We start from the raw sequence: 25719 nt of genomic DNA on the forward strand, positions 1-25719 counted from the left end.
AAATTGTTTCACTAAATATTGAGAAATTTAATATATTGACCTTCCGCTAATTTTAGTCCATGATTACGGGCAGCACATTGACCTTGATTTACTGTGTGTACAGCTTTTATATGGGGATGAATTTTTGAATAGTTGTTGATTATATGCCAACTGTTATCAGTTGATCCATCATCGACAATGATAATTTCAAGATTTTGATAAGTCTGTTGAAGACAACTATAAAGGGTTGCGGATAAATATTTTTCTCTATTAAAACAAGGAATTATTATCGAGATTAAAGGTTCATTCATGTTCCATATTGTTGATTAAACGTTCAGGAAGATAGGATTGTATCTTTCTTTTTCGATTGGCGTATTTGCCAACTTTAGGAATAGCAATAATGTTTGTGTGCCAAGGGTAACTGTAAGTATTAGGATTAAGTAGAGGATATATAACTCCATATTCAAATTCAGGAATAGGATTAGGATGACTCCTGTTCACATGATAAATATCAAATAAATCTAATGGAAGAAAATTTAAAATATCTTTTGGCTCAAAACTCAATCTGGATAGACCTAATTTATATATTTCAATAATAAATAGAGGGAGGGATGTTTTATCGAAGAGCAGATGACTTCCCTTTAATGCTAAAGGTTCAGCTCCCTCTATATCCATCTTTACAAGAGCAACATCTTGTAAAATTTTATGTTTTTCAATCAATTGGTTAATCGTAAAAGCTTTAACTGTCTTTTTTTGAAAAGCCTCTTTTTCTTCAGGGTTTATTGTTAAAGATTGCTTAACATCTACGCTGCCATCACGGCTAACCATAAAATCGACAAAGCCATCTCGATCAATTACACAACCTTCTTCTAAGGTAACTTGTCTTAAATCAAGTAAGCGAATTGCCTCATCTAAATATTCAGAAGTTTGAGGGGATGCTTCTACAGCAATAACTTTTCCCTGACGAGAAACTTTATTAGCAAACAGTGCGGAGCAGTAACCTATATTAGCTCCTAGATCTAAACAATTATCATTTTTACATAGCCACGTTCCAGCAATTTTCAATTCAATATCTTCATACCATTCGTTTTGAATATATAAATTAACTGAAGTTTTGGATTCAGGGATGCAGATGAACTTGAACCCTGCCTTAGCTTTATATGAAAAATTTTTGCCTTGTTGATAAGTAATTCTATATTGCTTTAAGTTTTTTCGAGTTTGCTTGTAAATAGCACTCAATGGGTTAGAGCTATTTCTAACTAAATATAAGGCTGACTTTAATTTCTGGATTATTTTGGACATTGCTATATACTATATCAATGGTTCATATTATGACAGAAAATTCTTTTTGAATTTGATGGCTCAAAGGTCTTATTCGTCGGAGTTGACCCATAAAATACCTGAATCCGTGCCATCTCCTAGTTTTATTATAAGCGCTATCATTATCTCCATGACCATAGACATAGATAGCACCGGGAAATGGTAGAGGCATTAAAGGTGTTTCTAAAGCCTCTAACTTTTCTTCAATGATAGTATGACCATTTCGTAAAATAACACATTCATCAATACTTCTATTATCTATATTTTTGGGAAATTTAATAAGTTTACTATTAACAATCGCGTTAGTGCCACAGTTAAAGTTATTGTCCCAATATATCCACTGACTACCGTACTTATATAGATAGCCTTGCTTAAAAATCCAACCGTTGGCTTCTAGATTGGTGTTAGCATGGTGGGCTAATCTTCTGTTTACCAGATCATCCGCATCCATAATCATCACAAAATCGGGACATAATTCTCCTACTCTAATCATTCCCACAGCCAACTTTCTCCATTTATCTTGCATCGTCAGATTAGTATTTACTTGGGTGGGAGGTGGAAAGTCTACATTAATGATTTCCACTCGCTCATCATAGCTATGTTGTAATTTAGGAGTTTCATGACAAACCACAACAATCCTAAAGTCAGGATCAATTTGGTTATAAGCAGAACGGAGTGAGTTTTCAAAAATCCTTGAAACTCGTTCCCAATTCGTGGATATAGCCTTTGATTTGATCGCCATGATGAAACACAGCAAAATCTATCTTCTCCTTTTGACTAATTATTAAACCCCAAAGTTATGGTTTTACTTTCTAGTGATAGAGACAGAAAATTTTATCTAAAAGCTAAGTGTTGCCTGGTAGAGCTTTGAAGTCTCTAGTCCTATTGTATTCCAATCAAGTCGATCACATGCTTGAGTCACTAACTTGCTCAATTCTTCTAGATTAACATAAATACTCTTCTTAAGCGCCTGTAGTAAACCTTGCTCATCATTAGGGTCATATAGCAGGCTGTCCGCTGCTTCAAGTGTCTCCTGTATACCCCCCAGCTTAGGAGCAATAATTGGCTTTCCGTAAGACATAGCAACAACTAAACTACCAGAAGTTAATATTTTTTCAAAAGGAAGTAATACGACTGTTGCTGCACTAAAAAACAGGTGTATTTTCTCACCTTCCACAAATTCTGCATGAATACGTACCATGTGGATGTCGGAAACTAGCTGTCTGAGTTTCTGCTCATAAACTGCGTCCAAAGGTTTTCCGGCAATTAACAATGTATCCCCATAAAAGGTATCCTGATTTTCGCCCCAAATTTTCAGTAATTGTTCTATTCCCTTATAAGGTCTAAGTTGACCTTGGTGGAGGTAAAGACGTCCAGTAGGAAGTAGCCCAAGTTGGCTTCGGGCAGACTGTTCGTCAATTGCGGGTTTGTAGATACTTCGGTAATGCCCATGAGGTATAACTATAGCTTTGGCAATATCAAACCGATAGTCCTGAGCGATCGCCTCTAAGGTGGAGTGATTATGTAAGATGATTCGATCCACCAACTGCGCTAATATACGTCTAGTCCAGAGATCTAATCCCGGAAACTTGGAATCATGGGAGATGCGATTGTGAACAGTCCAAACTACCCTTACGCAAATCCAGCGAGTTATGAGGACATCGATTAAAAACTTAACACTGTAAACAAACTTTACCAGCCATTGATCACCCTTAGTATAGGGGCTGAGCCAGTGTAAATGCAAAACATCGAAGGGTTGGGGACTAGTTTTAACTGCCCGAAAGATAGGGAAAACTCGCCGATAACCCCAGGGAAAATGCACCTGCACTCCATTTGACTCTAACGATTGAGCTAAGAGCGTCTGGTAAGGATTATCGACCCGATAATCTGGCATCATTAATACTTGAATGGATCTATAGGGGACAGACTTCTCAGCACTCACTGACTTAACTCCTTGAGAAATCCAGTTTTTACTAAATTTCTTATGCCTTCACTATACATTAAATGCCGGATTGCTCCAACATAGTGACGGCAAGGGGAACTCTTAATTCCTTTTCCTAAATGAACATCATACTCTTCAGGCAACAAGTCAACACCAAATTTTGAACTACATAGAGCAAATAGGGTTTGCTCAATACGCCAGAAATGACCAATTATCCCCGGAAGACTGAGAAATTGCTCAATCCAGTCGAGATTCATCGATTTTTTGTGAATTAGTCCCAAGCCAGAATTAAATCTAGGCTGTATGGTAAATCCCATACGTTCTCTTACAACGGCTGAGTCAACGGTATAAGCGCTGGCTATATCTCTATTCACTGAGTTGTATGAATAGATGGGAGATTCTATCCGCCTCAGCAATTCTGTCGGTTCCTGGAAAAACAACACATCACTGTCTAGCAGCAACATGCGATCGCTCTCTAGGTAAGCTATAAAGTCAAATACCTTCGGTGAAAGATGATTCGTCTGACGAAACTCCAAACAGCGAGGATAAGATTCCAGAAAAACCTGCATCGTATCATCTGCTACCTTTCGGTCAATCACGCGAGCATCCGGGAAATGATCCTGAAGCACTTTACACTGTTGATCTGTCAGTGTTCCATCGTCGTGAATGCACAAAGCGTAGTGACGATTGGAGAAATAGTAAAATGACTTTAATACCCATATCAAGTTCAACCAGTCTGTTGCAGAGGTCAAGACATGAAGCTCACAGATATGAGAATTTGTAGCAGTAACTGGTCGAGAATCGAAAATCTGATCTCTAACATAGTCCCTGTAGTAAGCTGTTTTTAAACCGTGCTTGTACTTTTCCCGTATCTGCCAAACTAAAGAGCCTATTGACATAGTTTTATTATATACAAAATACCTCATTTTCCTGGGAAGTTAACTGAGTTGCATGAAAAATTAATTCGACATCAAAATTCTCCTGATCATTCCCCAAGTTCTTCTATTTAATAAATAGTATGGATGCATTATTAAAATATTTGAAATCTTTTGTATAGATGAAAGTTTTCCTACTGTACTTAATTCTTTGTCTATTGATGTTAAACTTAACCACAATCGAAGCTTTGATAATTTATTCTTTACATATTTTAATTCATTTTTGTTTAGGTATGCCATATATTTTTCAATAATAATTAAATCTTCTTCTCGAAAGTATTTATGATACTCTCTACCACTTAATGTAGTTTTACTTTCCTTATGCCGATGAGCTTCGGCTAGAAAACTCTTAATAATAACAGGATTTATATTGTTAAAAAACAATCTTAAATTAAAATCAAAATCCATGCAATAATGAAATGATTCATTATAAAAACCATACTTTGATAGTAGGTTGCTGTGCATAAAATTAGCCACTTCTATGCAAATGTATCTTTTAGAACTTTCCCACCTAATTAAGGCATCTTTTTTATCTTGAACAGGAATTGGTATCATATCTTCAATCGGATCGCCATTTTCATCTAAATATCTAGCATATCCTGTAACCCAAACAGTTTTTGGCGTCTTACGAAACTTCAAAGCCACCTGCTCAAAAGCTCCTTTCAAATAACGGTCATCACTATTTAAATAAGCCCAAATCTCCCCAGTAATACACCTCAAACCTTTATTAATAGCGTGAGATTGCCCTCGGTCTCTTTCGCTGATCCAATAGGTTAGATATTTTTCATATTTTTTAATTATTTCAATGCTATTATCTGTACTACCCCCATCAATGATAATGTATTCTAAATTTGGATAACCTTGCAGCAGTACTGACCGAATAGTTTCTTCGATAAACCGATCTTGATTATAACTAGGGGTAACAATACTAATTCGAGGCCATTCCGAACCATCTGGCATGTGAGTAGGCAAAGGTTGGCTTTTTTCTGTCCAAGGCCAGCCTGTCTTTCCGGGAGGAGCTGAAGGCAGATCTGTCAGAGTCAAACTTTTATGAGTAAATGCCATATCTAATTTTTACCTATAATCACCGCAGCCAACGTGGATGCTTGCCTCTTTGAAGTCGGGCAAAAACTTGTTCTGTGTTTTTCACGGCAATCAAGTTCACATAGGGGTATTCTTCGCGCAAAGTTTCCGGAATCAGTTTTCTAGAGTTACTATCGTAGGTAAAGAGTTGATAACCCAGATTTGCGAGTTTATAGTAAACCTCTTTACAAGAAGAATTAGCTGATTGGCTAGCTTTTTCCGTGAATTCAACCTGTAAAACAGGTGCATCTTTTCGAGAGAGAGTTTCCCATCCTCCTGATAAAACATAAGATTCCCATCCCTCCACGTCAATTTTCATCATTGTGACCTTTCCCTGAAGATTATGTTCACGCACAAAATCATCCCATTTTACAGAGTAAATGGTTTCCATTTCAAAACAATCACCTGCAATGGGTTGGGCTATAGAATTCCAGGCATCAAATCCGTCTAAAGATACGTTCATAGCCATCTGCCCCTTTTTATGAGAAATAGCCAATTGGTAAGACTCAACATTCTTTAAATAGTTTAATTCTATATTTTTTAGCAAACGTTGATAATTTTTATAAGCAGGTTCAAAACTATAAACTCTTCCCATTTTTCCAACATTTTTTCCAGCTATAACTGTAAACAATCCAATGTTAGAACCTATATCAACAAATATATCTCCAGGCTTTAAAAAAGCATTTATAAAATACCTCTCTTCTCGTTCAAAACGCCCCTCATAAATAATCCTCGATAAATGACTGTCAAAATATAAGCGAATTTTGACTTCTGGCTGGATTTTGATGTCTAATTCTTGGCGCTTACCACCCTGAGATTCCCACCATTTTGAACGTTTTATTTTTGTGCGGTAGTACTTTCGTTTAATATAGTAAGACCATTCTTCTTTTAAGTATTCAGGTAAATCTCCTTGTATTAGGTGAAATAAACTACTCTTTAAATACTTGAATATATGCATACAGCGTTTTCCATGCGTTCCCTGTTCCCTGTTCCTTGTGCCCTAATCTCAACCGTTAACTTTAATTGTGTCCACAAACTTAATTTTATGTAAATAATATAAAAAAGCTCCATACTGTCGGCTAAAAAAGTTTTGGCTAATTGGATAATCATTTTCCACTAACCAAGCATAGAATACCCCTTCGATTATACTTAACTGTAATTTTGTCATTTCCTTCTTCCACAATTCTGATTCTCCTAAAAATATATGATTTTCATGCAGTAGTGATTTTGGATCATAAATGGTATTTTCATTAACTTGGACACCTAACTTATTATAATCAAAACTTGCAATTTTTTCTCTCTGCCGAGCTAGAGTAAACTTATCGCTAATTTGACGAGCTTCTTCTGGAGATAATTGAATATCTATATGATTAGCAATTCTTAACACTTCTTGGCTTAAATGTTTTGTGAAAATTTCATATTTAGAACTTAATATATTATTAAGTTTATTCCAAGAGTAATAATCAGATAAAGCAGACTCTATCTGTTGAATAATTGTCCAAAATGATAATTTAGATTGGTTTTTATTGATTAGAGAAAGATAGATATCTCTAATATCTCTGAAACTATAAATTAATTTTGCATTTTCTTTCCGATCCAGATCTACTGCTTCTTTTATATATTTATGACATTTGGCAATTAAACAGCCTTGATAGTTATGATATTTATCTTGAAAATACGAAAACTTATTAGGTTCTATCCATCCAATTGATTTACCCATATTTTTATATTCTACAATCTCAGAAGTTAACTGATATTGAAGAGTAGAAGCTGCTCGCACCATACCACAACAAATTATCCACATATTCCAAGCCATTTAATTTTTGTTTATACTAAATACTTAAATTATTTACTTCCCATTTTAATATGGGCGCAATAACGCCCGGTCTTTTTTTCACAAGAAATTCTGTATTGAAAATTTGAAAATTGACATTAAATTTTACGAGTTTTTCATATTTAAATAGCCATTTAACTTGATGTTCACCTGCACAAGGAGAAACATAGTACGTTGCTGAATTGAGTAAGCAAGCAGGTATAGTCACAGCGAATTTATATAGTCCCTTTCCTAACTTATACCATTCACTATTCCGATCAAGATCATTGTGAAATATAGTAAAAACTTTAATTCCCCATTCGGATTCCAATTCTAACCCAATTTTAAGTCTAGGGAACAATTTATTGATATTGACTACAACTTCTATAATAATTGGTTCAATATTAGTGAAATCGGCTCTAACACAGCCTACCCTATCTTTTACCTGAACAGATTTCAGGTAAATAGTTGGATTATCAGATGTATCCGATACTATAGAAGAACTCCATTGCGCCGACGCGCTTCCCGCATTTTCCAAGTAGTTTTTGCATACTTCATCAGGTGTCCCTGCAAATGTTTTCCTACCTTGATTAAGCAGTATAGCATTAGTGCATAACGTTGAAATAGCTACCATATTGTGACTCACAAATAACACAGTCCGCCCTTCTTGTCCCACCTCCTCCATCTTCCCCAAACACTTCTTCTGAAACTGAGCATCCCCTACCGCCAGCACTTCATCCACAATCAAAATTTCCGGTTCCAAATGCGCCGCTACTGCAAACGCCAATCGCACATACATTCCCGAAGAATACCGCTTGACTGGCGTGTCTAAAAACTTTTCAATGCCGGCAAAGTCAACAATTTCATCAAATTTGCGCTTAATCTCCGCCTTACTCATCCCCAGAATCGCGCCATTGAGATAAATATTTTCTCGTCCTGTCAACTCTGGGTGAAATCCGGTTCCCACTTCCAATAAACTTGCTACCCGCCCTTTAATGCGAATTCTACCCGTCGTTGGTTCCGTAATCCGGCTTAAAATCTTTAACAGTGTTGATTTTCCCGCGCCGTTACGCCCAATAATTCCAATCCTATCACCCTGCTTCACCTCAAATGACACATCCTTCAGCGCCCAAAACTCCTCATACGCCGGGTTAGATATCCGTTTCCCCCAAGGCTTCAGCAACCGTTGTCCAAGAGACTTCGCACCATTAGCCATCACATCCCGCAGCGCCGTGTAACGTTCCTGCTGCTGGTGACCAATAATATATTTCTTACCGAGATTCTCGACCTGAATCACTGTATCAGACATTACCCATTACCTAGTTCGCTTATCCCTTGAAAATACCTAGATTACATCCGCAAACGTCCGTTCTACCTTACGAAAATACCACACCCCGCTCACCAATACTCCAAAAACCAATCCCAATGAAAGTAGAAATCCTGGCAGGTAAATTTTTGCGTCTCCGCCTAAAATAGCCCAACGAAATCCATCGATTACCCCGACCATAGGATTGAGCGAATAAACTAATCGCCACTCTTGAGGCACAATTGTACTACTAAATCCCACGGGCGAAATATACAAACCAAACTGGACGATAAACGGTACAATATAGCGGAAATCCCGATACTTGACATTCAGCGCGGCTAGCCATAAACCTGCCCCCATTGATGCCGCAAATGCAATTATAGTAAAAAATGGTAGTGTCAAAATTCGCCAACTGGGCAGGAAATCATACCACGCCATTAAGCCTAGCAAAATTATCCCCGATATCATAAAATCTACGAAGCTGACAATCACAGCACTTGCTGGCACAATCAAGCGGGGAAAGTAGACCTTGGCAATTAAATTGGCATTACTGATTAAACTATTGCTGCACCCGGAAAGGGAATTGGAAAAAAACTGCCAGGGTAACATCGCCGCAAATACCAAAATCGGATAAGGAACTCCTTCAGAGGGTAACTTTGCCAGTTTACCAAAAACTATCGTAAATACCACCATTGTTAAAAAGGGTCGAATTAATGCCCAGGCTATACCAATGATGGTTTGCTTGTATCGTACTAGGATATCTCGCCATGCTAGAAAGTAGAATAATTCCCGGTAACGCCACAAGTCCTTCCAATATTCTTGTTCGGTGCGACCTGCCTCAATTATCAGTTCTTGCGTCATTTGTCATTTGTCGTTTGTCCTTGGGTAGCTTTTCTTCAATCCTTTGATTTTAAACTGAGAAGAATACCACTAGCGATCGCGTGCCTCCCTGCCTCTAGTCGTCAACCCTTCATACAGCCCCCGTTAAAGCCCATCAGGATAACAACTTTAAACTAATTTACCTCGTAAATCCCGCTTGTAGTTTTTTTGGGCGCACGTCGGTGCGCCCCTACAATCCCGGAATGTACAAACATCCTCAGTCCAGCTTCAACGCATTGACTGGCACCTCATCCCAGGAACTGACGGTTCTCAGACGCGCTACCCAACCTGCTGATTTTTGCTCCTCTGTCAAGTTCTGCAGGAAGGATTTGTGGCAGTCTTTGGCTTGATCCTCGTCACGACAAGCGATGCACGAATAAATCAGACCTCCGGGATCAACCTGTTCATTCACCCAAATCATGATGTTCTCCTCATTTCCTGAAACAGTTAATCAAAATCTTAAGTAGAATGGCACTGACTTAAGTCTGGTGGGCAATGCCCACCAGACGATATATCAAGGGTTTGGGCGATCCCAAAATGTTTATTTTAGTGCCATTCATCTTAAGTCGATCTACTTAATTTTGTAAAAGACTGGGATCACTGACGGCAAGAGGAAAAACACAGTTTTTGATATTTCATTAGCCTTGGCGACATAAGTTGTAAACCAATTTAATGATTATATAAGCTTTGTGTCGCTAGTTGGGGGAGCGCATCGCCTGTAACTCGGCAAATGCGCCAGTCGGGTAGCACTGTAGCACCTAGATGCTGATAAAACGCGATCGCAGGTTCATTCCAGTCCAAGACTGACCACTCTAACCGCCCACAATCCCGTTCTACCGCTAGTTGGGCAAGATATGTTAGCAAAGCCTTCCCGATACCCTGACGCCGAAATTCCGGGCGCACGAATAAATCTTCAATATAAATGCCCGGTTTGGTCAAAAAGGTGGAATAGTTAGAGAAAAACAGGGCAAAGCCTACCCTCTGCCCTTTATATTCTGCCAGAATTGCCTCAACATAAGGTTTAGCGCCAAACAGGTGGTCTTGGAGAGCCTCCACCGTCCCTGTGACTAAGTGAGACAGCTTCTCATACTCAGCCAGTGCTTGAATGAGTTCAAACAGCACTGGCACATCCGTTGGAGTAGCTGGTCGTATCTTCAACTTATTCATTGTTCGTTCGTAGTTTGCACGCTTCGTGCCATCAGCGCTGAAGCGCTTACTACAAAACCCATCCTAACTTAACCACCCTTGTAGGCGGCGAGCAACTTGAGGACGGCGCAGCTTCCGCATGGCTTTACTCTGAATCTGACGTACCCTTTCGCGGGAAAGGTTGAACATGCTGCCGACTTCCTCTAAGGTGTAGGCTTCAGGAGTAGCCAACCCATAGCGCAGAGAAATGACATCCTTTTCCCGTTCGGTGAGAACATCACTCAAGACATCGGAAATCTCTTGACGCATCATAGATTCGCTCATCTGCTGTTCGGGCAAATGTAAATCGTTGTCTTCTAGCAAATCCACAAGTTCTGTATCTTCGCCTTTACCTACCCGATGGTTGAGAGAGAGCGATCGCCGCCGTAATTGTAACAACTGACGCAAGTTAGTGCGGCTAATCTCTAATGCTTCTGCGAGTTCGGTTTCGTTGGGAGTCCGTTGCAGTTTCTGCTTGAGTTCGCGTTGCACTTTTTTCAGCTTATTCAGCTTTTCGACAATGTGAATCGGTAAGCGAATCGTGCGGGCGTCGTTGGCTATGGTACGGGTAATCGCCTGACGAATCCACCAATAAGCATAGGTGGAGAATTTGTAACCTTTGCCGGGATCGAACTTCTCCGCCGCCCGATTGAGCCCTAATGCGCCTTCTTGAATTAAATCTAGGAAAGGAACTCCCCGGTTAAGATAACGCTTGGCGATGGAAACGACTAAGCGTAAGTTGGAGCGAATCATTTTACGCTTAGATATCTGTCCTCGGTAGAGGCGATTTTCAAATTGACGTTCGGTGAGATCAAAAGCTTGAGCCAGTTCCGCATTCGTTGGCTTGCGCCCCAACTCTTGGTGCAAGCGTTCAGTCATCTCGTCCATTTCTACCAAAAATTGAACCTGAGTGGCTAACTCGATCTCTTCTTCTGGCTTCAGCAAGGGATAACGCGCCATCTCCTTGAAGAAAGCTCCTACTGTATCATCAGAGCTAGTTTTATGGTAGCCAGATTGCCGCGTTTTTCCCGAACGAGTCTCTGATTCGGAGAATTCGACTTCTACAAGATTTTGGTCATTGTCTGAGATTTGATCAGTCTGAGGGTGAGAAAAACCCGTATCTTCTGTAAACTGACGAGTAGAAGTTGGGTTCAATTGTGCGATAGTCATAGTTAGGTTTGAAGTAGGAGTGTTATGGAAAATTGTGATTGAGTTTTCTGGCAAATCAGATTGAGCCGATGGACTGAATATAAATGAGCGTTCTCAAGAAATTTTTTCAAAACTGGCTTTAGCTCTGGGCTTTACAGTTCAACAGCGGAGACGATTTGAATGGGAGTTGCCATCCAAGGCGCACCCCTCATCTCGATACCTTCTCTACGTTTAGGATTAGAAAATACTGATTCTAAGGCTACCAGAAGCAATTTGGCTAGTTGTTGCCCTGATTACAAACTACTCAACAGCATAGGTGTATGGATTATAGCGGGAAATTCAATGGGCTATATACAGAATCTCATACAGGTCAGTGTTTTACTCTCTACCGATCGGGTGAAAATAAGCTCAAGGGGATGGGGAAGCAAGGGGAGATGGGGCAGATGGGGAGACAAGGGAGTTAACTCAAAACTTCGGTTGGGGCGGGTGCGAGTCACATCAGGGCAGGAAAAAAACGATAATAGTGAAACCCGCCCCTACATTGGAAAAAACGTTCCCTGTTCCCTGAAAAATGACCAATCAAATTAGGAGATGATGTTTGTGACCAGACCAACTCTCGTCGAGAATCCCGGAATCCCTGCTGAATCAGCAGATGGTGTATCTACTGCCTACGATCCCAACGATTTCGATACTAACGTGATGGGAACATATAGTCGCTTCCCCATCGCCCTAGAACGGGGTACAGGTTGCCGGGTTTGGGATACAGCCGGACGTGATTATCTCGATTTTGTAGCTGGGATCGCTACCTGTACCTTGGGTCACGCCCATCCGGCTCTGATCGAAACGGTGACGCAACAAATCAAAACTCTGCACCATGTTTCTAATCTGTACTATATTCCCCCCCAAGGAGACTTAGCTCAGTGGATGATTGAGCATTCCTGTGCCGATCGCGTCTTTTTCTGTAACTCGGGTGCGGAGGCGAATGAAGGGGCGATTAAATTGGCTCGGAAATACGCCCACACGGTTCTAGAGATTGAGAAACCGGTAATTTTGACCGCGACTGCCAGTTTCCATGGACGCACGTTAGCGACGATTACAGCAACGGGTCAGCCAAAGTATCAGAAGAATTTTGACCCCTTGGTGCCGGGATTCTATTATGTGCCTTATAACGATATCCGCGCCCTGGAAAATGCGATCACAGAATTGGATGAAGGGGATCAACGAGTAGCGGCGGTGATGCTGGAACCTCTGCAAGGAGAAGGGGGTGTGCGTCCAGGAGAGTTGGAGTACTTCCTGCGCTTGCGGAAAATCTGTGACGAGACGGGGATCTTGCTGATTTTAGATGAAGTACAAGTCGGGATGGGTCGCACGGGTAAGTACTGGGGATATGAGAATCTAGGGATTGAGCCAGATATTTTTACCAGCGCTAAGGGATTGGCTGGCGGTGTTCCAATTGGGGCGATGCTGTGTAAGCAATTCTGTAATGTGTTTCAACCTGGGGATCACGCGAGTACCTTTGGCGGGAATCCCTTGGCTTGTGCTACTGCATTAACTGTCGCTCAGACGTTGGAACGGGAAGATATTCTACAAAACGTTCAGCAACGGGGCGAACAGTTGCGGACTCGTCTGCGAGCGATCGCGATGAACTATCCCCAGCTAATTACTGAGGTGCGCGGTTGGGGACTGATTAATGGGATGGAGTTGAACGCGGATGTGGAACTTACGGCGGTGGATGTGGTGAAAGCGGCGATGGAACGAGGATTGCTGTTAGTACCCGCAGGTCCTAAGGTGGTGCGCTTTGTCCCCCCCTTGATTGTCTCGGCTGAGGAAGTAGACGCCGCCGCTACTATCGTTGAACAATCCATAGCCAAGCTCGCTGCTGCTGTCGGTCAATAAGGGGATTAGTCATTTGTCATTTGTCATTCGTCAAAACACTGATTTCACGGATTTATTGGAGAGATAGGGGTAGGGAGGTGAGAGCTTATTGACACTGATTACACAGACAAGGAAAGTTCTCTCATCTTCCTCATCTCCCTCATCTCCCTCATCTCCCCCAGCTTCTCCCGCTAGCCGATGAAAAAAATTTGGTCGTCGATAAAACCCTACATTCGCTGGGTCATTCTGGGCGGGACGCTGTTTTTTATCGCCAAAGCTTTTAAAGATCATTGGCGAGATGTTGCGGGGATTCGCATTGATCCCCAGGGGTGGACAATGCTGGCGATCGCACTTTTGGTTACGCTGCTGGCACATATTTGGTCGGGTTGGGTTTGGACGTGGATTTTACAGGCTTTTAAGCAACCCATAGGAGTGCGTTGGGCGCTACAGGTTTACCTTAAAACTAATATCGCTAAATATTTACCTGGCAATGTGTGGCATTTCTATGGTCGAATTTCAGCGGTGAGGGGGGCGGGGGGATCAGTGGGTGCTGCTAGTATCAGTGTGTTACTCGAACCCCTGTTAATGGCAGCCGCTGCATTAGCGATCGCGTTAATTAGTGGCGGATTGGGGTGGATTAACACGGCGTCTGATAGCCGGATGTGGGGTTTACAAATTTTGGGCTTAATCGTGGTGCTGTTGGGAGTTCATCCGCGAGTTCTCAATCCCATTGTTCAACGCTTAAGCCGTTCCAAGAAGGTTACAGATACGGGAGACTTCTACATTGAACGCTATCCCTTATTGCCATTGTTGGGTGAAATGGGCTTTTTGGGATTTCGGGGAACCGGATTTTTATTTACTTTACTGGCGCTAGGAGCAATTACTCCCAGTCAAATTCTGCCGTTACTGAGTGCTTTTAGTTTCGCCTGGTTACTGGGATTAGTCGTACCTGGCGCACCGGGAGGTTTAGGTGTATTTGAAGCCACTGCGATCGCGCTTTTAGATCAGCAGTTGTCTGCTGTTCTCATTCTTACAGGGGTTGCCCTATTTCGCCTTGTTAGTATTTTGGCAGAACTCAGCGCAGCTGGACTAGCCCTTATCAGCGAACGTTTATGGACTTCCTAGAATAGCAATCAATTGTCGGGGCGGGTTTTACCAATCACCTTTGCCTTTCAACCGATAACTTGAGTAAACCCCCCCTAGCGTCTCGGTTTAGCGATAGGCGTTAGTGGCGGGTAAGGAGTCATCATTCATAATTCCTCCCAACCACCTCCCGCACTCGATAAATCGGTCGCCCTTGGGATTCATGGTAGGTTCGCATTAACAATTCTGCCAATAGACCAAAGCTAAATAACTGGACGCCTGCTAATAACAGAACAACAGCTAAAATCAGCAAAGGTCGGTCACCAATACTCTGCCCAAAACCTAGTTTTAGTATCGTTAAATATAGCCCTAAAAACAATCCCACACTGAAGGAAAGCAAACCGAATAGTCCAAAGACATGCATAGGGCGAGTGAGAAATTTTTTCATAAAAAATACGGTCAATAAATCCATGACCACACGAAACGTTCGCCCCAATCCATACTTACTTTTACCGTAGCGACGGGCATGATGTCGCACGGGAATTTCGGTAATTCTTGCCCCTTCAATATAGGCTAACGCGGGTAGAAATCGATGTAACTCGCCATAAAGATTCATATCCGCAACCAGTTCACAACGGTAGGCTTTCAGGGAACAACCATAATCATGTAATTTTACGCCAGTCACTTTCCCAATCAGCCAATTGGCAATTTTAGAGGGGAGGAGTCGAGTTAAAGCCGCATCCTGTCTTTCTTTACGCCAACCACTAACTAAATCATACCCTTCTTCTATTTTGGCGAGTAAGGCGGGAATATCAGCCGGATCATTTTGTAAATCGCCATCTATCATCACAATAACACCACCTTGAGCATGTTTAAATCCGGCTGACATGGCGGCGGTTTGACCGTAATTTCGGCGGAGAATCACCGCTTTTAAGTCCGGGCGGCTGCGTGCTAACTCCAAGAGGAGTTCTGTGGAACCATCTTGGGAACCATCATCGACACAGACAATTTCGTAGGAAAGCTGATTGGCTTTTAAACTCGTTGCTACGGCGTCAACTAGGTGGGGTATACTAGCGACTTCATTGTAAATGGGTACAACTACCGATAACGCCAGTGGATTGGGCTGGATGATGGGCGTTTGATAGTCTTTAACGGATAGTGAATCTGTCATAGTTAATGCTCAATTCTGAACTTGACTCCGAGTCAATATTGTCAATCAATTAAATTATTTAGCCTTACGGTAAGATTTTATGGTTTATTTAAAATCACGTCGATCACTATTTTCAGGGGATAAAAAATAAAGATAGCAATCTGCATTTTTCAGTTTTTGCCAACCTTGAATAGATCTATAGTCTAAGGGCGAATTTACTCCCGGTTCTTCGACCAAAACTTTAGCTCCTGCCTCTTCTAGAACCTTATAAACTTGAGAGCGAGTGGAATCATTAGATTGCCAGAATTTTTGCAGGTTAGGAATCTCAGCGATAATTTTTACTTGGGCTAATCTTGCCCAATAGTAAGAATGACCCACCCCATATCTTCCCAAGATCGCTATTTTTTCTTCTGGCTCAATTCCTCCTGGACTAATATTCCAGGCGTAGTTAAATTTGCCTGCTGTGCCAAAGGTCAGATAGCCGTTGGCTTGAGAAATTGCCGCAATAAAAGGAGTGGATATCAGGGCAAACACTAAAAATGCGACTGAAATTCGGGGCAAAGAGCGGCGGATATTTCCAACTGAAAAGAAACAGGTGCCAAGGAATATAAACGCCATGGGAAACATGATGGCTTTGGATAAATATCCTAGTCCTAAGACTACTCCTAGCCCGATAAAGTTGAACCAGTGATCTGACCGAGCGTAGACTCGCAATACTAGCCATGCAGCTAAGTAAACCAGTGTTGCCACACACATATCTGGGGTATCATTATCAATACCTATCCACTTTAATGCTGACCAAAGAAATAAAATGTAACCGGATACATACCAAATCCAGTTGGGAATAATTAGACTTGATTTTTGGGTATTAGTATTATTAGATAGCTTTATGTTATAATAATTTATAAATTCACTTAAGAGTAACTCAAAGGCAACTAAGCTCAATAAATAAATTGTAAAGTTGACGAGTTTAACCACAAAAAACTGCCAATAACTAGAAGGGTTGAGTACAGAAACGCTTAACCCCAATAACAATGAGTACAGAGGACTAAAATAACCGTTTACAGCTTGCTGCCAATCTCCTTGAAAGTAGGCTTCGCCAATATCTAGATAAGAAATAGCGTCTCCAGTTGATACGCTATAACGATTCGACCACGCTTGTAGCAAGCCTAATATAATAGCTATTAACCAAAAAATAGCTTTGATCAGGAATAACTTTTTTTTAATTAACTTAAGCATAGTTCAAGAATTGCTTTAATACTTATTGTATTAATTGTTGTTTATCCAACTACTTATTTCATTTGATTTTTAATGGATTCCACAAACTGGATTTCATCAGAATTTTTTTCTGCCCATAATTCCCGATCCGTATTAATTTTACTCAAGTGATACTCTATCGTTTGAGGTGTAAGCCAAACCCCAAAATCATTAGGTACAGTATTTTCGTTATGTGAGAAAATACGGTTGAGGACTAAATTCCCAACCTTTTCCGTATAGTGAGAGTTATCGACATAATTTTGCATCGTATCATGAATGGGTTCTGTGGTTATACTGTTGTACCCAGAAAAATCCCAAACTGGAACAATGTTTACAATATCTCGCTTCCATTGTTCAAAGGTGTGCCAACGTCCAGTTGTGCGAATAGCTTCCCATTGGGTGGCGTGGGAGGGTGAAATAAAAACTTGTAAGTCTATATCATGTTTTTGACACAGTTCTACAATTTTTTTGAAATCGGAGAAATAGTGATCAGAAAATTGATAATCTGAATGGAGTTCAAAGTAAAGTTTGATTCCGCCATTAAATCTCCATTCTGTAGCATCAGGTTCTATATTGCGATTAGGCATAAAGCCATTTTCACCATAATCATCATTGTCGTTGGGATTATCCAAACTTGCCTGTACTGTTTCTTGACTAGCTGAAAGCGCATCTAATGAAAAGGTAGAATTCAGAAAGTCTTGCATAGCAATGTGTTTTTTCTCTAGTCTATTGTTGGAAAACGTGGGTTGATTCATGAGAGAATCATTAAACATAAAAAAGTCTACTCCCAATACCACCGTTTTTAGATTGGGCTGATTCGCGATCGCATGTTCTAAGTAACGCCGTACTTCATAAGCATTTGGTCCGTTAATGGCTAAATTATAAGCAGGTTGTTTATTATTTAACGCATTATAGCTAGGATTTAATCCTTGTTTTGTTCGGGATGAACCAATAAAAACGGTGACAGGTTTAATCCGGATAATATCTGTGGCTTTGAACAGTCGGTCGTTTTTATCCTTATTAGGTTTAGACGTGTTAAGCCCTAATACATCTGGCGTATTGAAGATATCATAAGGATCAATCAGACTGTTGAATAATCCGACAGAAATTAATGGTGTGAAGGCAGCGATAAAAAAGATTGAATTAAACCAACGATAGGGTTTTCTTGATACTTTTTTTCTGTTAAATTTGGATAATTTTTCAGACGATTTAGAGGTGGATTGAGTAGATAGTTTCATGCTGATTCAAGTGTATTAAAATTGAAAATACAGAAATTCTGATACGCGATTGAGTGAGAGTAACGAAAAACTGGCTAATATTCCCACCCATACAGCCCACCACCATCGAGGCTTCAGCTTTTGCAAAATTTGCTGCGTGTTGGGTAAAAAGGTGACACAAAAGGCTAGCCCAATTAACACCAGTAGACTTAAAGCTTTACTGCCATTAACTTGGGGTAAATAAGCTAAATCATTCCATGACTTGAGTTGTAATCCAAACTGGGTTAATATTGACAACTTACCTTGAGCTTCACCGGGTAATGTAACACCGTTAATTCCTACCATTGTTTGGATAAGTTCAACGGCTTCGGGTAGATTGCGAGAGCGAAATAATACCCATCCCATAATGACGGCAATAAAGGTTACAACCCATCCCAATAGCTTGGGTAATGGCATATTCAACTTACGCCACCCATGATTGATGGATAAATACATACCATGCAATCCCCCCCATATTACATAAGTCCAGCCCGCACCATGCCATAACCCACCCAGTAACATGGTAATCAAAAGGTTAGTATAACGGCGTACTTGTCCGCGACGACTACCACCGAGGGGTATGTAAAGGTAATCCCGCAGGAAATTGGATAAGGTAATATGCCAACGCCGCCAGAAGTCAATAATCGAGATGGCTTTATAGGGTGAGTTAAAGTTAATCGGTAGGCGGATATTAAACATCAACCCTAAGCCAATTGCCATATCCGAGTAGCCCGAAAAATCAAAATACAGTTGAAAGGTATAGCTAAGTGCCCCCACCCAGGCTTCAATAAAGCTGACAGCCTCTGGATTATTAAAGACGGGGGCTACCCAGGGTGATATGTTATCCGCGATTAAGACTTTTTTAGATAGCCCCAGACTAAACATGGTTAATCCTAACGCCATGTTCTTTTGGGAAAAAATGAAATGTCGCTTTTGACGAAACTGATTGATGAGTTCGTCATGGCGTAGAATCGGTCCAGCGATTAATTGTGGGAAGTAACTAATAAATAAACTATAGGTGAGCAAGTCGTAGTTAGAATTTTTTGTTTCACCTCGATAGGCATCAACTAAGTAAGCAATTTGGGTAAAGGTGTAAAAGGAAATACCCAGAGGTAAGATAATTGTCGGAATGATCAGCTCAGTGTTGAGAATGCCGTTAATTGAAGAGAGGAAAAAATTAGCATATTTGTAATAAGCAATGATTGCTAAGTTAACACCAATTCCCATCCAGAGTAGAATTTTGGCTTGCTTCTCCTCCGTTTGAGTATTTTCTATGGCTTTGCCTATTTGATGATTAAAGACAATAGAAATGAGTAATAGGGGAAGATAGGCGATATTCCAGTATCCATAAAAAATGAAGGAACTAATGGTTAAGCAGAGGGTAGCCAGCTTAGTCAATCTAAATCTGGCTAAGCTAAAGAAAACAATTAGAGTAATCGGTAAAAATATAAAGATAAAGACGTAGGAATTAAATAGCATCTTTTATAGTAAGTATATTAATCGATCTGGAAGACTATGACTATGAGTAAATTGAATTGACTAAATGGCACGCCATTACATTTTGTGATACCGGGCATTACATTGTCTTAGGTAAAGGTATATTTTAAATTTTTCACTCGACTCAGTTCAATTCATTTTTGTTTAATTCATTAAGTTGATTTTTATAATTTTCCTAGTCTTCTCCAGAACAAGATTGCTGCCACTGAATCTTCTTCTCTACATCCTGAGTTTCTCCGGGTGGAACAGTTCGTTCATCTACAAAATAAATGTCCAAACTCTCTAATTCTTGATTTCCCTGATTTTGTTCATTCCAGTTTCTACACAGATACGCAGCATAATAAGGATAAAGCTTATTACCGATCGCGCGATTGAGATTGATGAAGTAGGTACGCCACTGCATATTGGGATACAGGGCATTGCGCTGCTGAATACTCGGCTTATCCCAATTTACAGAACCCCGATTCCGCAAAAGGTCAACCTCGCTACCATCCTTCAGTTTACCGACAATAACATGCCAACCATCATCCCTCGGCGGCGCTGGGGCGAAAATACTCCACGACTGATCTAACCGCAATAGGCGACTAATCCAGTCTAGGGAATTTAGCGTCCTTGACTTCATCACCCGGTCAATTTTGGCAAGAGTATTGGGATCTAGCGTCTGCTTCAGCGATCGCGCATCGGCTAAACTGCGGAAATTCCACACTGTAACGTAAGCAAATAGCAGCAAGGCGACGATGTTTAATAGTCCTGAAGAATGGACTTCCACCGGACGAAATTTTAAGGGTGCGGTGAATTTACCCGCCATTTTACGATTTGAAGCAATTGTCTCATAGAACTTTGTTCCCACTGCCATGAAAGGACGCCAACGGAGAACGTAGGCTAGGGGTTTAAAGACTGGAGAAAGACTCACCACATACGCCATCGCTTCCCACTTAAAATGCCTGTTCTCTTGCCAGTCTACAACCACCCAGGAGTTTTTCTCCTGCATATCGGCATAAATCGAGGGGTCATCCTGCGCCGTCTGTAAGGGGGTTTTGGGTAAGATTAAAAATGTCCGCAGCAGATAAACAACCTTTTTACAGAACCCACAGTCGGCATCGTAATAAATTCTTAACCCAGCCCGTTTAGGGGTATATACTCGCTTATAAAGGGCATCCCATACCTCAGTCGGGATAAACACCAACCAGACAAATATCCCTAACGCCGGAAACAAGCCAATATGCAGCGTTAAGCCAAAGCCGACATGTAACAAGATAAACGTGATAATCGTGGCGCAGCGAAAAAACGTAGTCCGCCAGGGGATAAAGAGAAATAAGGGACCAATCCACTCCAATATTAATGTGGCGACAGTGGAAAACACTAACAGGGGAGGGAAGTTCAGTAAGAATTGACCCAGTGGTGCAGCGTACTGGTCAAAACTTAAGGCATAATAGACGGCGGTAAGTTTGGGAAACCAGATATCGCTGGTTGTTTTAAACGCAGCGGAAAAGGCATAGACATAATAAATTTGTAAGGTTAGCGCGAATGTAGCCCCGGTGAGAATCCGCTTGGGTAAGGGCTTACTGGATGAATTCAGGGCGCTATCCACCGAGTAAGACGCCCCTAGGGGTAAGAACATCATCCAGAACAATAGCGCCCGCAGCATGTCATCAGCGGCAAATAACACGGTGGGATTCCGGTTGTGCAGGGAGATTAGCATGACCCAAGACGCGATCGCAGCCAACCTGGTCCGGTATCCTACAAGTAGGGCTACCGCGATTAATCCCGCCAGCAAAAAGACAACACCTTGAATAAAGGGTTGACCCCCCATTAGATGCACGGACCAATACCAAGGAGGAAGAATCTCATCGATCAATGCGGTGCGCGGTAATACCCCAGCATCACTGTAAAGTCTTGTAATATCCTGGGCACGGATGAGCAAATCGGCAATCAGGATAATCGCTACACCAATACGAAAAACAGCCAGCGAGCGCAAATCAAACCCAAACAATGGTTCAATCTTACTCACCCACTTGCCTTTCGGTTTCTGCACACTGGACGCCATAAACGTTAGTCCTCACGCGATTTGGGGAATTGCCTCAAAAAAATATACACCCAACTCTATTAAATTCTGTCAATAGTCCTCAAACCCTTACATAAGATTTAACTTGCTTCTAGGGGAGATCGCCAAAACCTTTGATATACCGTAGGGTGGGCATTGCCCACCAGCATACCAGTCAGTAACATTCCCCTTAAGCATGAAGTAGGACAAATGACAATCAACGAACCGTTTTTCGTCGCCGTTTCCAGAATAGCTGTGCTAATTGTCGCCTCAAATTAACCAACCATTGACCGACCCAATGCTGCAACACCCGCAAGCGATGGCGCAGGGTTGGCAAGCGCTGGAGATAAACGAATTGTCTAATAATACCAGCCAAAGGACCCCTTATCTTCAGGGCAAAACTGGAAACTACCGCCTCCCCTTTTCCCAAGGTCAACATTTCGCCTAAATGTAAATAGCGGAACGGCTTTAAACGTTTACCCCTAACCGCCCGATACAGGTTTTTGGCGGCACAATCGGCTTGTTGGTAAGCTACTTGTGCGGTTTTGGGGAGTTGTGGATAATCTGGGATTTCTGCCATATCCCCTAGGGCGAGGACTTCTGGATAATCCACAACCTGTAAAGTGGGATGGGTGAGTATCTTACCTTGAGCATTCTGTTGACAGGGGAGATGGCTTACCCATTCAATGGAACGAGTCCCCACTGTCCATAACACCAGATCAACGGGCATAATGGTTTTCCCGTTGGGATTAATTAGAGTAATTTGATCGGCTTCAATCACCTCTACACTGGTTTCAAACTCCATTTGTACCCGACGGGCACTTAAGGCGCGATAGGCGGATTTTTGACTGTAAGGGGTAAAGGTTTTCAGCAATTGCTGACCCCGTTCAATTAGTCGTACCTGTCCCCGTTTCTGCAAGCGATCGCTAAGTTTACAAGCTAACTCTACACCACTCGGTCCTGCGCCGATCACGGCGACGCGAATTTGGGGCAAATTGGATTGTTCTAACTGCTTAAGCCGTTGGTTGAGGCGTTCCGCATCAGTAACGGTGCGGAAGGGATAAGCATACGTCGCCGCACCAGGTACACCCTCCAATCGCATCTCGGCGCCAACGGTTAATACTAAATAGTCATAATTTACAATTCTGAGATTTTGCCCTGATTCTGATAGTGTCTCTAATTGCAGCTTAACTTGGCGTTTTTCTAGATCGAGAGCCTGAATCGTTCCTTGACAAAAGTCAACCGTTGTGTTTTTAATTAAGGTTCGATAACGGGGGGCAATTTCCCAGGCTTGCAGTTCCTCGGTAACCCGTTCATAAAGTAAGGGCGTAAACACCAGATGATCTTTGCGGTCAATTAGTGTAATTTTATATTTGGGTGATTTAAACAGGCGAAACCGTTGCAGGTATAAGGCGGTATAAAGTCCACCAAAACCCCCGCCTAGAATACAGATGTGAATAGATGGTTCATGGTTCATTGTTCATTCCTAAAGTTTAGTTCAGGAATTTCCCTGAGTTGCTTAACCAACTCCCTGGAGCGAATTATCCGAGATTTAGGGGTTAGGTGGTAGTGGGTATCGGCAAATAAATCTGAGTTCGTCTTCATATTTAAAGACTCTGGATCATAAATTAACGGGGCAATTTTGGCTAACTCCTCTGCCGTTTTTTCCACATTAGCAATTGATTTCTCATCAGTGCGAGCATAGACCCAGGGTAATGATAGAACTAATTTTCCTCCTTTGGCTTCTACTTCCTGACGAAATTGCTCAATCCGCTTGACGGCGTGTTTGGTGATGGGTTGATTAATCGGTAATTCCCACCAGTCTCCCGTGCGGTGTTTATCATCTTCAGGGGCGGGATCTCCATAAGCATTCACCCCATCCGAGTAGTAACCCGTCATCTGTCCTTTTTGGATCACATCTATCGTAGACTTGGTGACGCCTCTGAGTGTGGCGGTACCCAGCATTAGGGTATCTTGAGCCAGTTGCTTGGGGGGAATTCCACCTAACCCCGGACGTCCAATGGCGACACCAAATTGAGCCGAGCGATCGCCTAATCCATTTTCTGACCATAAAATGAGATATTCGGGAATCAGTAGCACGATATCTCCGGGACGAACCTGATCAATAATACTGGGAAGAATCACATTTAAACCCACCGGTCCATCGATTCCCAAGTTCAGCACGGGAATCCCCAGTTTCTGTTCCATCAACTCGGAATTTATCGTATAATGCGCCCCTGAACCCCCAGTAATCAGCAAACGTCGCGGCGCTTCTACCTTCTCGGCTAACGCGATTTTGTCTTCGTACATCATGCGTAGCCAGCTCAACTCTCCACCATAGCGGGCGTTGTAAATATAACCTATTGTCCACGCGATCGCAGCAACTGCAATCCAACTGCTCAGTTTTAATGATTTCCACATCAGAATTCAAAGTAAATAAACTCAGACGGCTGATTCGCCGCGAATAGGATGGTTAATCCTAATAAAACTCGCGATACCCAAGGTAATAGTAACAATTCATATTCAAATTTGCGTTTCTGCCAAACGGCGAGATGTTCCATAAATAACACAGCATTTGCTAGCAAGAGTGTGACAATCAAAACAGCACCCTCGTTGAGACTGTAGGAACTCAAGAATTCGCCTAAATTCGATAAAGAATACGCCCATGGGGTAATAATCGTGCGTAACTTTGAGAGTAATCGGAGAATATCCGTTTCCATAAAGAACAGACACCCCAGCGTCACGGCTCCAAATGTTAGCGCCCAAGAGATAAACTGAAACCGGGACACCTGCTTTCCTTTTCCCATAAAGCGTTGAAATGGTCTACCTGTGTAGCGTAATAGCAACAGTAACGCTCCATGATAAGCGCCCCAAATAATAAAATTCCACGCCGCACCATGCCAGAATCCGGATAGGGTAAAGGTGATGAATAAAAAGAAGGCGGCTAATTGTTTTTTAGAACCCATTAGGGGTAAAAACACATAGTCGCGAAACCAGTTATTCAGGGTAATGTGCCATCGCCGCCAAAATTCCTGGATACTGACGGAGGTATAGGGAGCCAGGAAGTTTACGGTTAGTTGAACTCCCAATATTCTCGCCACACCTAGCGCCATGAAACTATAGCCGGCAAAATCAAAGTAGATTCGCAGGGTAAATAAGTAAGCAAAGAACCAAACAATCCAGGGATTTGCGGTTTCTTGTAAGTTAATGTAGGGGGCGATATTATCAGCTAGCACCAACTTCATAAAGAAGCCCAAGGATAGCCATCGTAATCCCAACTCAAAATTTTCTGCTGTGAATTTAAAGCGAAATGATTGAATTTGGGGTAATAAGTCAGCCCGCCGTTCAATCGGTCCTGCGACAATCTGCGGAAAGAAGGCAATAAAGTTAATGTAATCGAGAAAAGCGATAGGTTTTTTATATTTAGGTCTGAGGGAATCGACCACAAACGCTACCATCTGGAAGGTGTAGAAGGACACGCCAGGGGGAATCTGTTGAAAAATTGGCAAGGGAAAGCCTTGTTCCCAGTTGTTTCTGAATCCCGGTACAACGATTCCCAATACATCTTCGGCAAAAAATGTCAAGTATTTTAGGTAGGCGAGGATCGCAATATCGGTGATAATCACAATCGCGGCAATCAGCTTAGCTCCATTCCCCCGACGCTGGAGCATCAGCCGTACCATGAAGTAGTTGAACACTACCTCAACAATAAATATGGCGAAACTAGAGCGACTGGCATTCAAAAACAATATCAGTGACATCACCGCCAAACCGATGGTGTCAAAGTTGTCTCGCCACAGCTTCAGTGATTTGCCAACATAGCGAATGGCAAAGAAAGGAATGGCGTAAAGCAGTAGCACCCACCAGAAGGAAAAGTCAGAAAAATTCAATTAGCAGCTTCCTCCTTTTTTGTCATTCGTCATTGGTTATTGGTCATTGGTTATTGGTCATTGGTCATTCGTTAGG

23 protein-coding genes are annotated in these 25719 nt (G+C 41.7%); 2 read left to right on the forward strand and 21 right to left on the reverse strand.

Annotated features, from left to right (window positions below; translation table 11 throughout):
- Window positions 1–11: 11 nt before the first annotated feature.
- The 13 genes from RIM23_RS25730 to RIM23_RS25790 all read right to left on the reverse strand — a co-directional run bounded on the left by RIM23_RS25730 (window position 12) and on the right by RIM23_RS25790 (window position 11612).
- Window positions 12–290, reverse strand: a complete 279-nt coding sequence (locus RIM23_RS25730) for a glycosyltransferase family 2 protein (protein ID WP_446370606.1) — start codon at window positions 288–290, stop codon at window positions 12–14.
- Window positions 283–1281, reverse strand: a complete 999-nt coding sequence (locus RIM23_RS25735; RefSeq protein ID WP_446370608.1) for an FkbM family methyltransferase — start codon at window positions 1279–1281, stop codon at window positions 283–285. Before RIM23_RS25735 ends, RIM23_RS25730 begins: the two co-directional genes overlap by 8 nt.
- A 22-nt stretch (window positions 1282–1303) precedes the next feature.
- Window positions 1304–2041: a glycosyltransferase family A protein gene (locus RIM23_RS25740; RefSeq protein ID WP_446370610.1), complete on the reverse strand. Its 738-nt coding sequence runs from the start codon at window positions 2039–2041 to the stop codon at window positions 1304–1306.
- A 96-nt stretch (window positions 2042–2137) separates the two neighbouring features.
- Complete coding sequence (locus RIM23_RS25745) at window positions 2138–3241, reverse strand: glycosyltransferase family 4 protein (RefSeq protein WP_446370612.1); 1104 nt, start codon at window positions 3239–3241, stop codon at window positions 2138–2140.
- Window positions 3238–4140 (reverse strand): hypothetical protein, encoded by a 903-nt coding sequence (locus RIM23_RS25750; protein WP_446370614.1) that lies wholly within the window; start codon window positions 4138–4140, stop codon window positions 3238–3240. Before RIM23_RS25750 ends, RIM23_RS25745 begins: the two co-directional genes overlap by 4 nt.
- A 60-nt stretch (window positions 4141–4200) precedes the next feature.
- Window positions 4201–5241 carry a glycosyltransferase family 2 protein gene (locus RIM23_RS25755; protein ID WP_446370616.1) on the reverse strand — a complete coding sequence of 347 codons (1041 nt, stop codon included), beginning with the start codon at window positions 5239–5241 and terminating at the stop codon, window positions 4201–4203.
- A 19-nt stretch (window positions 5242–5260) separates the two neighbouring features.
- On the reverse strand, window positions 5261–6217 hold the full coding sequence (locus RIM23_RS25760; protein WP_446370618.1) for an FkbM family methyltransferase: 957 nt from the start codon (window positions 6215–6217) through the stop codon (window positions 5261–5263).
- A 48-nt stretch (window positions 6218–6265) separates the two neighbouring features.
- Window positions 6266–7075 (reverse strand): sulfotransferase domain-containing protein, encoded by an 810-nt coding sequence (locus RIM23_RS25765; RefSeq protein WP_446370620.1) that lies wholly within the window; start codon window positions 7073–7075, stop codon window positions 6266–6268.
- A gap of 16 nt (window positions 7076–7091) precedes the next feature.
- Window positions 7092–8381 (reverse strand): ABC transporter ATP-binding protein, encoded by a 1290-nt coding sequence (locus tag RIM23_RS25770; protein WP_446370622.1) that lies wholly within the window; start codon window positions 8379–8381, stop codon window positions 7092–7094.
- Between the two features lie 36 nt (window positions 8382–8417).
- On the reverse strand, window positions 8418–9239 hold the full coding sequence (locus RIM23_RS25775; protein WP_446370624.1) for an ABC transporter permease: 822 nt from the start codon (window positions 9237–9239) through the stop codon (window positions 8418–8420).
- Window positions 9240–9474: 235 nt separating this feature from the next.
- Window positions 9475–9681, reverse strand: coding sequence for a glycogen debranching protein (locus tag RIM23_RS25780; RefSeq protein ID WP_446370681.1), 207 nt, complete (start codon window positions 9679–9681; stop codon window positions 9475–9477).
- Window positions 9682–9926: 245 nt separating this feature from the next.
- Complete coding sequence (locus RIM23_RS25785; protein WP_446370626.1) at window positions 9927–10424, reverse strand: N-acetyltransferase family protein; 498 nt, start codon at window positions 10422–10424, stop codon at window positions 9927–9929.
- Window positions 10425–10487: 63 nt separating this feature from the next.
- A complete protein-coding gene (locus tag RIM23_RS25790; RefSeq protein ID WP_446370628.1) occupies window positions 10488–11612 on the reverse strand; it encodes an RNA polymerase sigma factor, RpoD/SigA family in 1125 nt (374 codons plus the stop codon).
- 573 nt (window positions 11613–12185) lie between these two features.
- Between RIM23_RS25790 and RIM23_RS25795 the strand changes: the two genes are divergently transcribed.
- Both RIM23_RS25795 and RIM23_RS25800 read left to right on the forward strand, forming a co-directional pair.
- A complete protein-coding gene (locus RIM23_RS25795; RefSeq protein ID WP_446370683.1) occupies window positions 12186–13487 on the forward strand; it encodes an acetylornithine/succinylornithine family transaminase in 1302 nt (433 codons plus the stop codon).
- 177 nt (window positions 13488–13664) lie between these two features.
- Entirely contained in the window at window positions 13665–14591 is a 927-nt protein-coding gene (locus RIM23_RS25800; RefSeq protein WP_446370630.1) for a UPF0104 family protein, read from the forward strand.
- Between the two features lie 121 nt (window positions 14592–14712).
- On the opposite strand, the gene RIM23_RS25805 is transcribed toward RIM23_RS25800, so the two are convergent.
- The 8 genes from RIM23_RS25805 to RIM23_RS25840 form a co-directional block, all read right to left on the reverse strand.
- Window positions 14713–15720: a glycosyltransferase family 2 protein gene (locus RIM23_RS25805; RefSeq protein WP_446370632.1), complete on the reverse strand. Its 1008-nt coding sequence runs from the start codon at window positions 15718–15720 to the stop codon at window positions 14713–14715.
- A gap of 84 nt (window positions 15721–15804) precedes the next feature.
- Entirely contained in the window at window positions 15805–16938 is a 1134-nt protein-coding gene (locus RIM23_RS25810; RefSeq protein WP_446370634.1) for a glycosyltransferase family 39 protein, read from the reverse strand.
- Window positions 16939–16991: 53 nt separating this feature from the next.
- A complete protein-coding gene (locus tag RIM23_RS25815) occupies window positions 16992–18194 on the reverse strand; it encodes a hypothetical protein (RefSeq protein ID WP_446370636.1) in 1203 nt (400 codons plus the stop codon).
- A gap of 15 nt (window positions 18195–18209) precedes the next feature.
- A complete protein-coding gene (locus tag RIM23_RS25820; RefSeq protein ID WP_446370638.1) occupies window positions 18210–19691 on the reverse strand; it encodes an MBOAT family O-acyltransferase in 1482 nt (493 codons plus the stop codon).
- A 193-nt stretch (window positions 19692–19884) separates the two neighbouring features.
- Window positions 19885–21756, reverse strand: a complete 1872-nt coding sequence (locus tag RIM23_RS25825; protein WP_446370640.1) for a DCC1-like thiol-disulfide oxidoreductase family protein — start codon at window positions 21754–21756, stop codon at window positions 19885–19887.
- 214 nt (window positions 21757–21970) lie between these two features.
- On the reverse strand, window positions 21971–23230 hold the full coding sequence (locus RIM23_RS25830) for an NAD(P)/FAD-dependent oxidoreductase (RefSeq protein WP_446370642.1): 1260 nt from the start codon (window positions 23228–23230) through the stop codon (window positions 21971–21973).
- Window positions 23227–24174, reverse strand: coding sequence for a hypothetical protein (locus RIM23_RS25835; protein WP_446370644.1), 948 nt, complete (start codon window positions 24172–24174; stop codon window positions 23227–23229). The genes RIM23_RS25830 and RIM23_RS25835 overlap by 4 nt, the downstream gene beginning before the upstream one ends.
- Window positions 24174–25643: an MBOAT family O-acyltransferase gene (locus tag RIM23_RS25840; RefSeq protein WP_446370646.1), complete on the reverse strand. Its 1470-nt coding sequence runs from the start codon at window positions 25641–25643 to the stop codon at window positions 24174–24176. The genes RIM23_RS25835 and RIM23_RS25840 overlap by 1 nt, the downstream gene beginning before the upstream one ends.
- Window positions 25644–25719: the final 76 nt, after the last annotated feature.

This window comes from Coleofasciculus sp. G3-WIS-01, assembly GCF_040223135.1.
In the GTDB taxonomy this organism is placed as follows: Bacteria; Cyanobacteriota; Cyanobacteriia; order Cyanobacteriales; family Coleofasciculaceae; genus Coleofasciculus.

What these genes read in the sequence shown, in the direction of transcription:
- RIM23_RS25805 (WP_446370632.1), bottom strand. Translation starts at nt 15,720, where the DNA reads ATGACAGATTCACTATCCGTTAAAGACTATCAAACGCCCATCATCCAG.
- RIM23_RS25790 (WP_446370628.1), bottom strand. Translation starts at nt 11,612, where the DNA reads ATGACTATCGCACAATTGAACCCAACTTCTACTCGTCAGTTTACAGAA.
- RIM23_RS25760 (WP_446370618.1), bottom strand. Translation starts at nt 6,217, where the DNA reads ATGCATATATTCAAGTATTTAAAGAGTAGTTTATTTCACCTAATACAA.
- RIM23_RS25770 (WP_446370622.1), bottom strand. Translation starts at nt 8,381, where the DNA reads ATGTCTGATACAGTGATTCAGGTCGAGAATCTCGGTAAGAAATATATT.
- RIM23_RS25810 (WP_446370634.1), bottom strand. Translation starts at nt 16,938, where the DNA reads ATGCTTAAGTTAATTAAAAAAAAGTTATTCCTGATCAAAGCTATTTTT.
- RIM23_RS25765 (WP_446370620.1), bottom strand. Translation starts at nt 7,075, where the DNA reads ATGGCTTGGAATATGTGGATAATTTGTTGTGGTATGGTGCGAGCAGCT.
- RIM23_RS25755 (WP_446370616.1), bottom strand. Translation starts at nt 5,241, where the DNA reads ATGGCATTTACTCATAAAAGTTTGACTCTGACAGATCTGCCTTCAGCT.
- RIM23_RS25820 (WP_446370638.1), bottom strand. Translation starts at nt 19,691, where the DNA reads ATGCTATTTAATTCCTACGTCTTTATCTTTATATTTTTACCGATTACT.
- RIM23_RS25775 (WP_446370624.1), bottom strand. Translation starts at nt 9,239, where the DNA reads ATGACGCAAGAACTGATAATTGAGGCAGGTCGCACCGAACAAGAATAT.
- RIM23_RS25735 (WP_446370608.1), bottom strand. Translation starts at nt 1,281, where the DNA reads ATGTCCAAAATAATCCAGAAATTAAAGTCAGCCTTATATTTAGTTAGA.
- RIM23_RS25795 (WP_446370683.1), top strand. Translation starts at nt 12,186, where the DNA reads ATGTTTGTGACCAGACCAACTCTCGTCGAGAATCCCGGAATCCCTGCT.
- RIM23_RS25740 (WP_446370610.1), bottom strand. Translation starts at nt 2,041, where the DNA reads ATGGCGATCAAATCAAAGGCTATATCCACGAATTGGGAACGAGTTTCA.
- RIM23_RS25835 (WP_446370644.1), bottom strand. Translation starts at nt 24,174, where the DNA reads ATGTGGAAATCATTAAAACTGAGCAGTTGGATTGCAGTTGCTGCGATC.
- RIM23_RS25830 (WP_446370642.1), bottom strand. Translation starts at nt 23,230, where the DNA reads ATGAACCATGAACCATCTATTCACATCTGTATTCTAGGCGGGGGTTTT.
- RIM23_RS25750 (WP_446370614.1), bottom strand. Translation starts at nt 4,140, where the DNA reads ATGTCAATAGGCTCTTTAGTTTGGCAGATACGGGAAAAGTACAAGCAC.
- RIM23_RS25815 (WP_446370636.1), bottom strand. Translation starts at nt 18,194, where the DNA reads ATGAAACTATCTACTCAATCCACCTCTAAATCGTCTGAAAAATTATCC.
- RIM23_RS25785 (WP_446370626.1), bottom strand. Translation starts at nt 10,424, where the DNA reads ATGAATAAGTTGAAGATACGACCAGCTACTCCAACGGATGTGCCAGTG.
- RIM23_RS25730 (WP_446370606.1), bottom strand. Translation starts at nt 290, where the DNA reads ATGAATGAACCTTTAATCTCGATAATAATTCCTTGTTTTAATAGAGAA.
- RIM23_RS25825 (WP_446370640.1), bottom strand. Translation starts at nt 21,756, where the DNA reads ATGGCGTCCAGTGTGCAGAAACCGAAAGGCAAGTGGGTGAGTAAGATT.
- RIM23_RS25800 (WP_446370630.1), top strand. Translation starts at nt 13,665, where the DNA reads ATGAAAAAAATTTGGTCGTCGATAAAACCCTACATTCGCTGGGTCATT.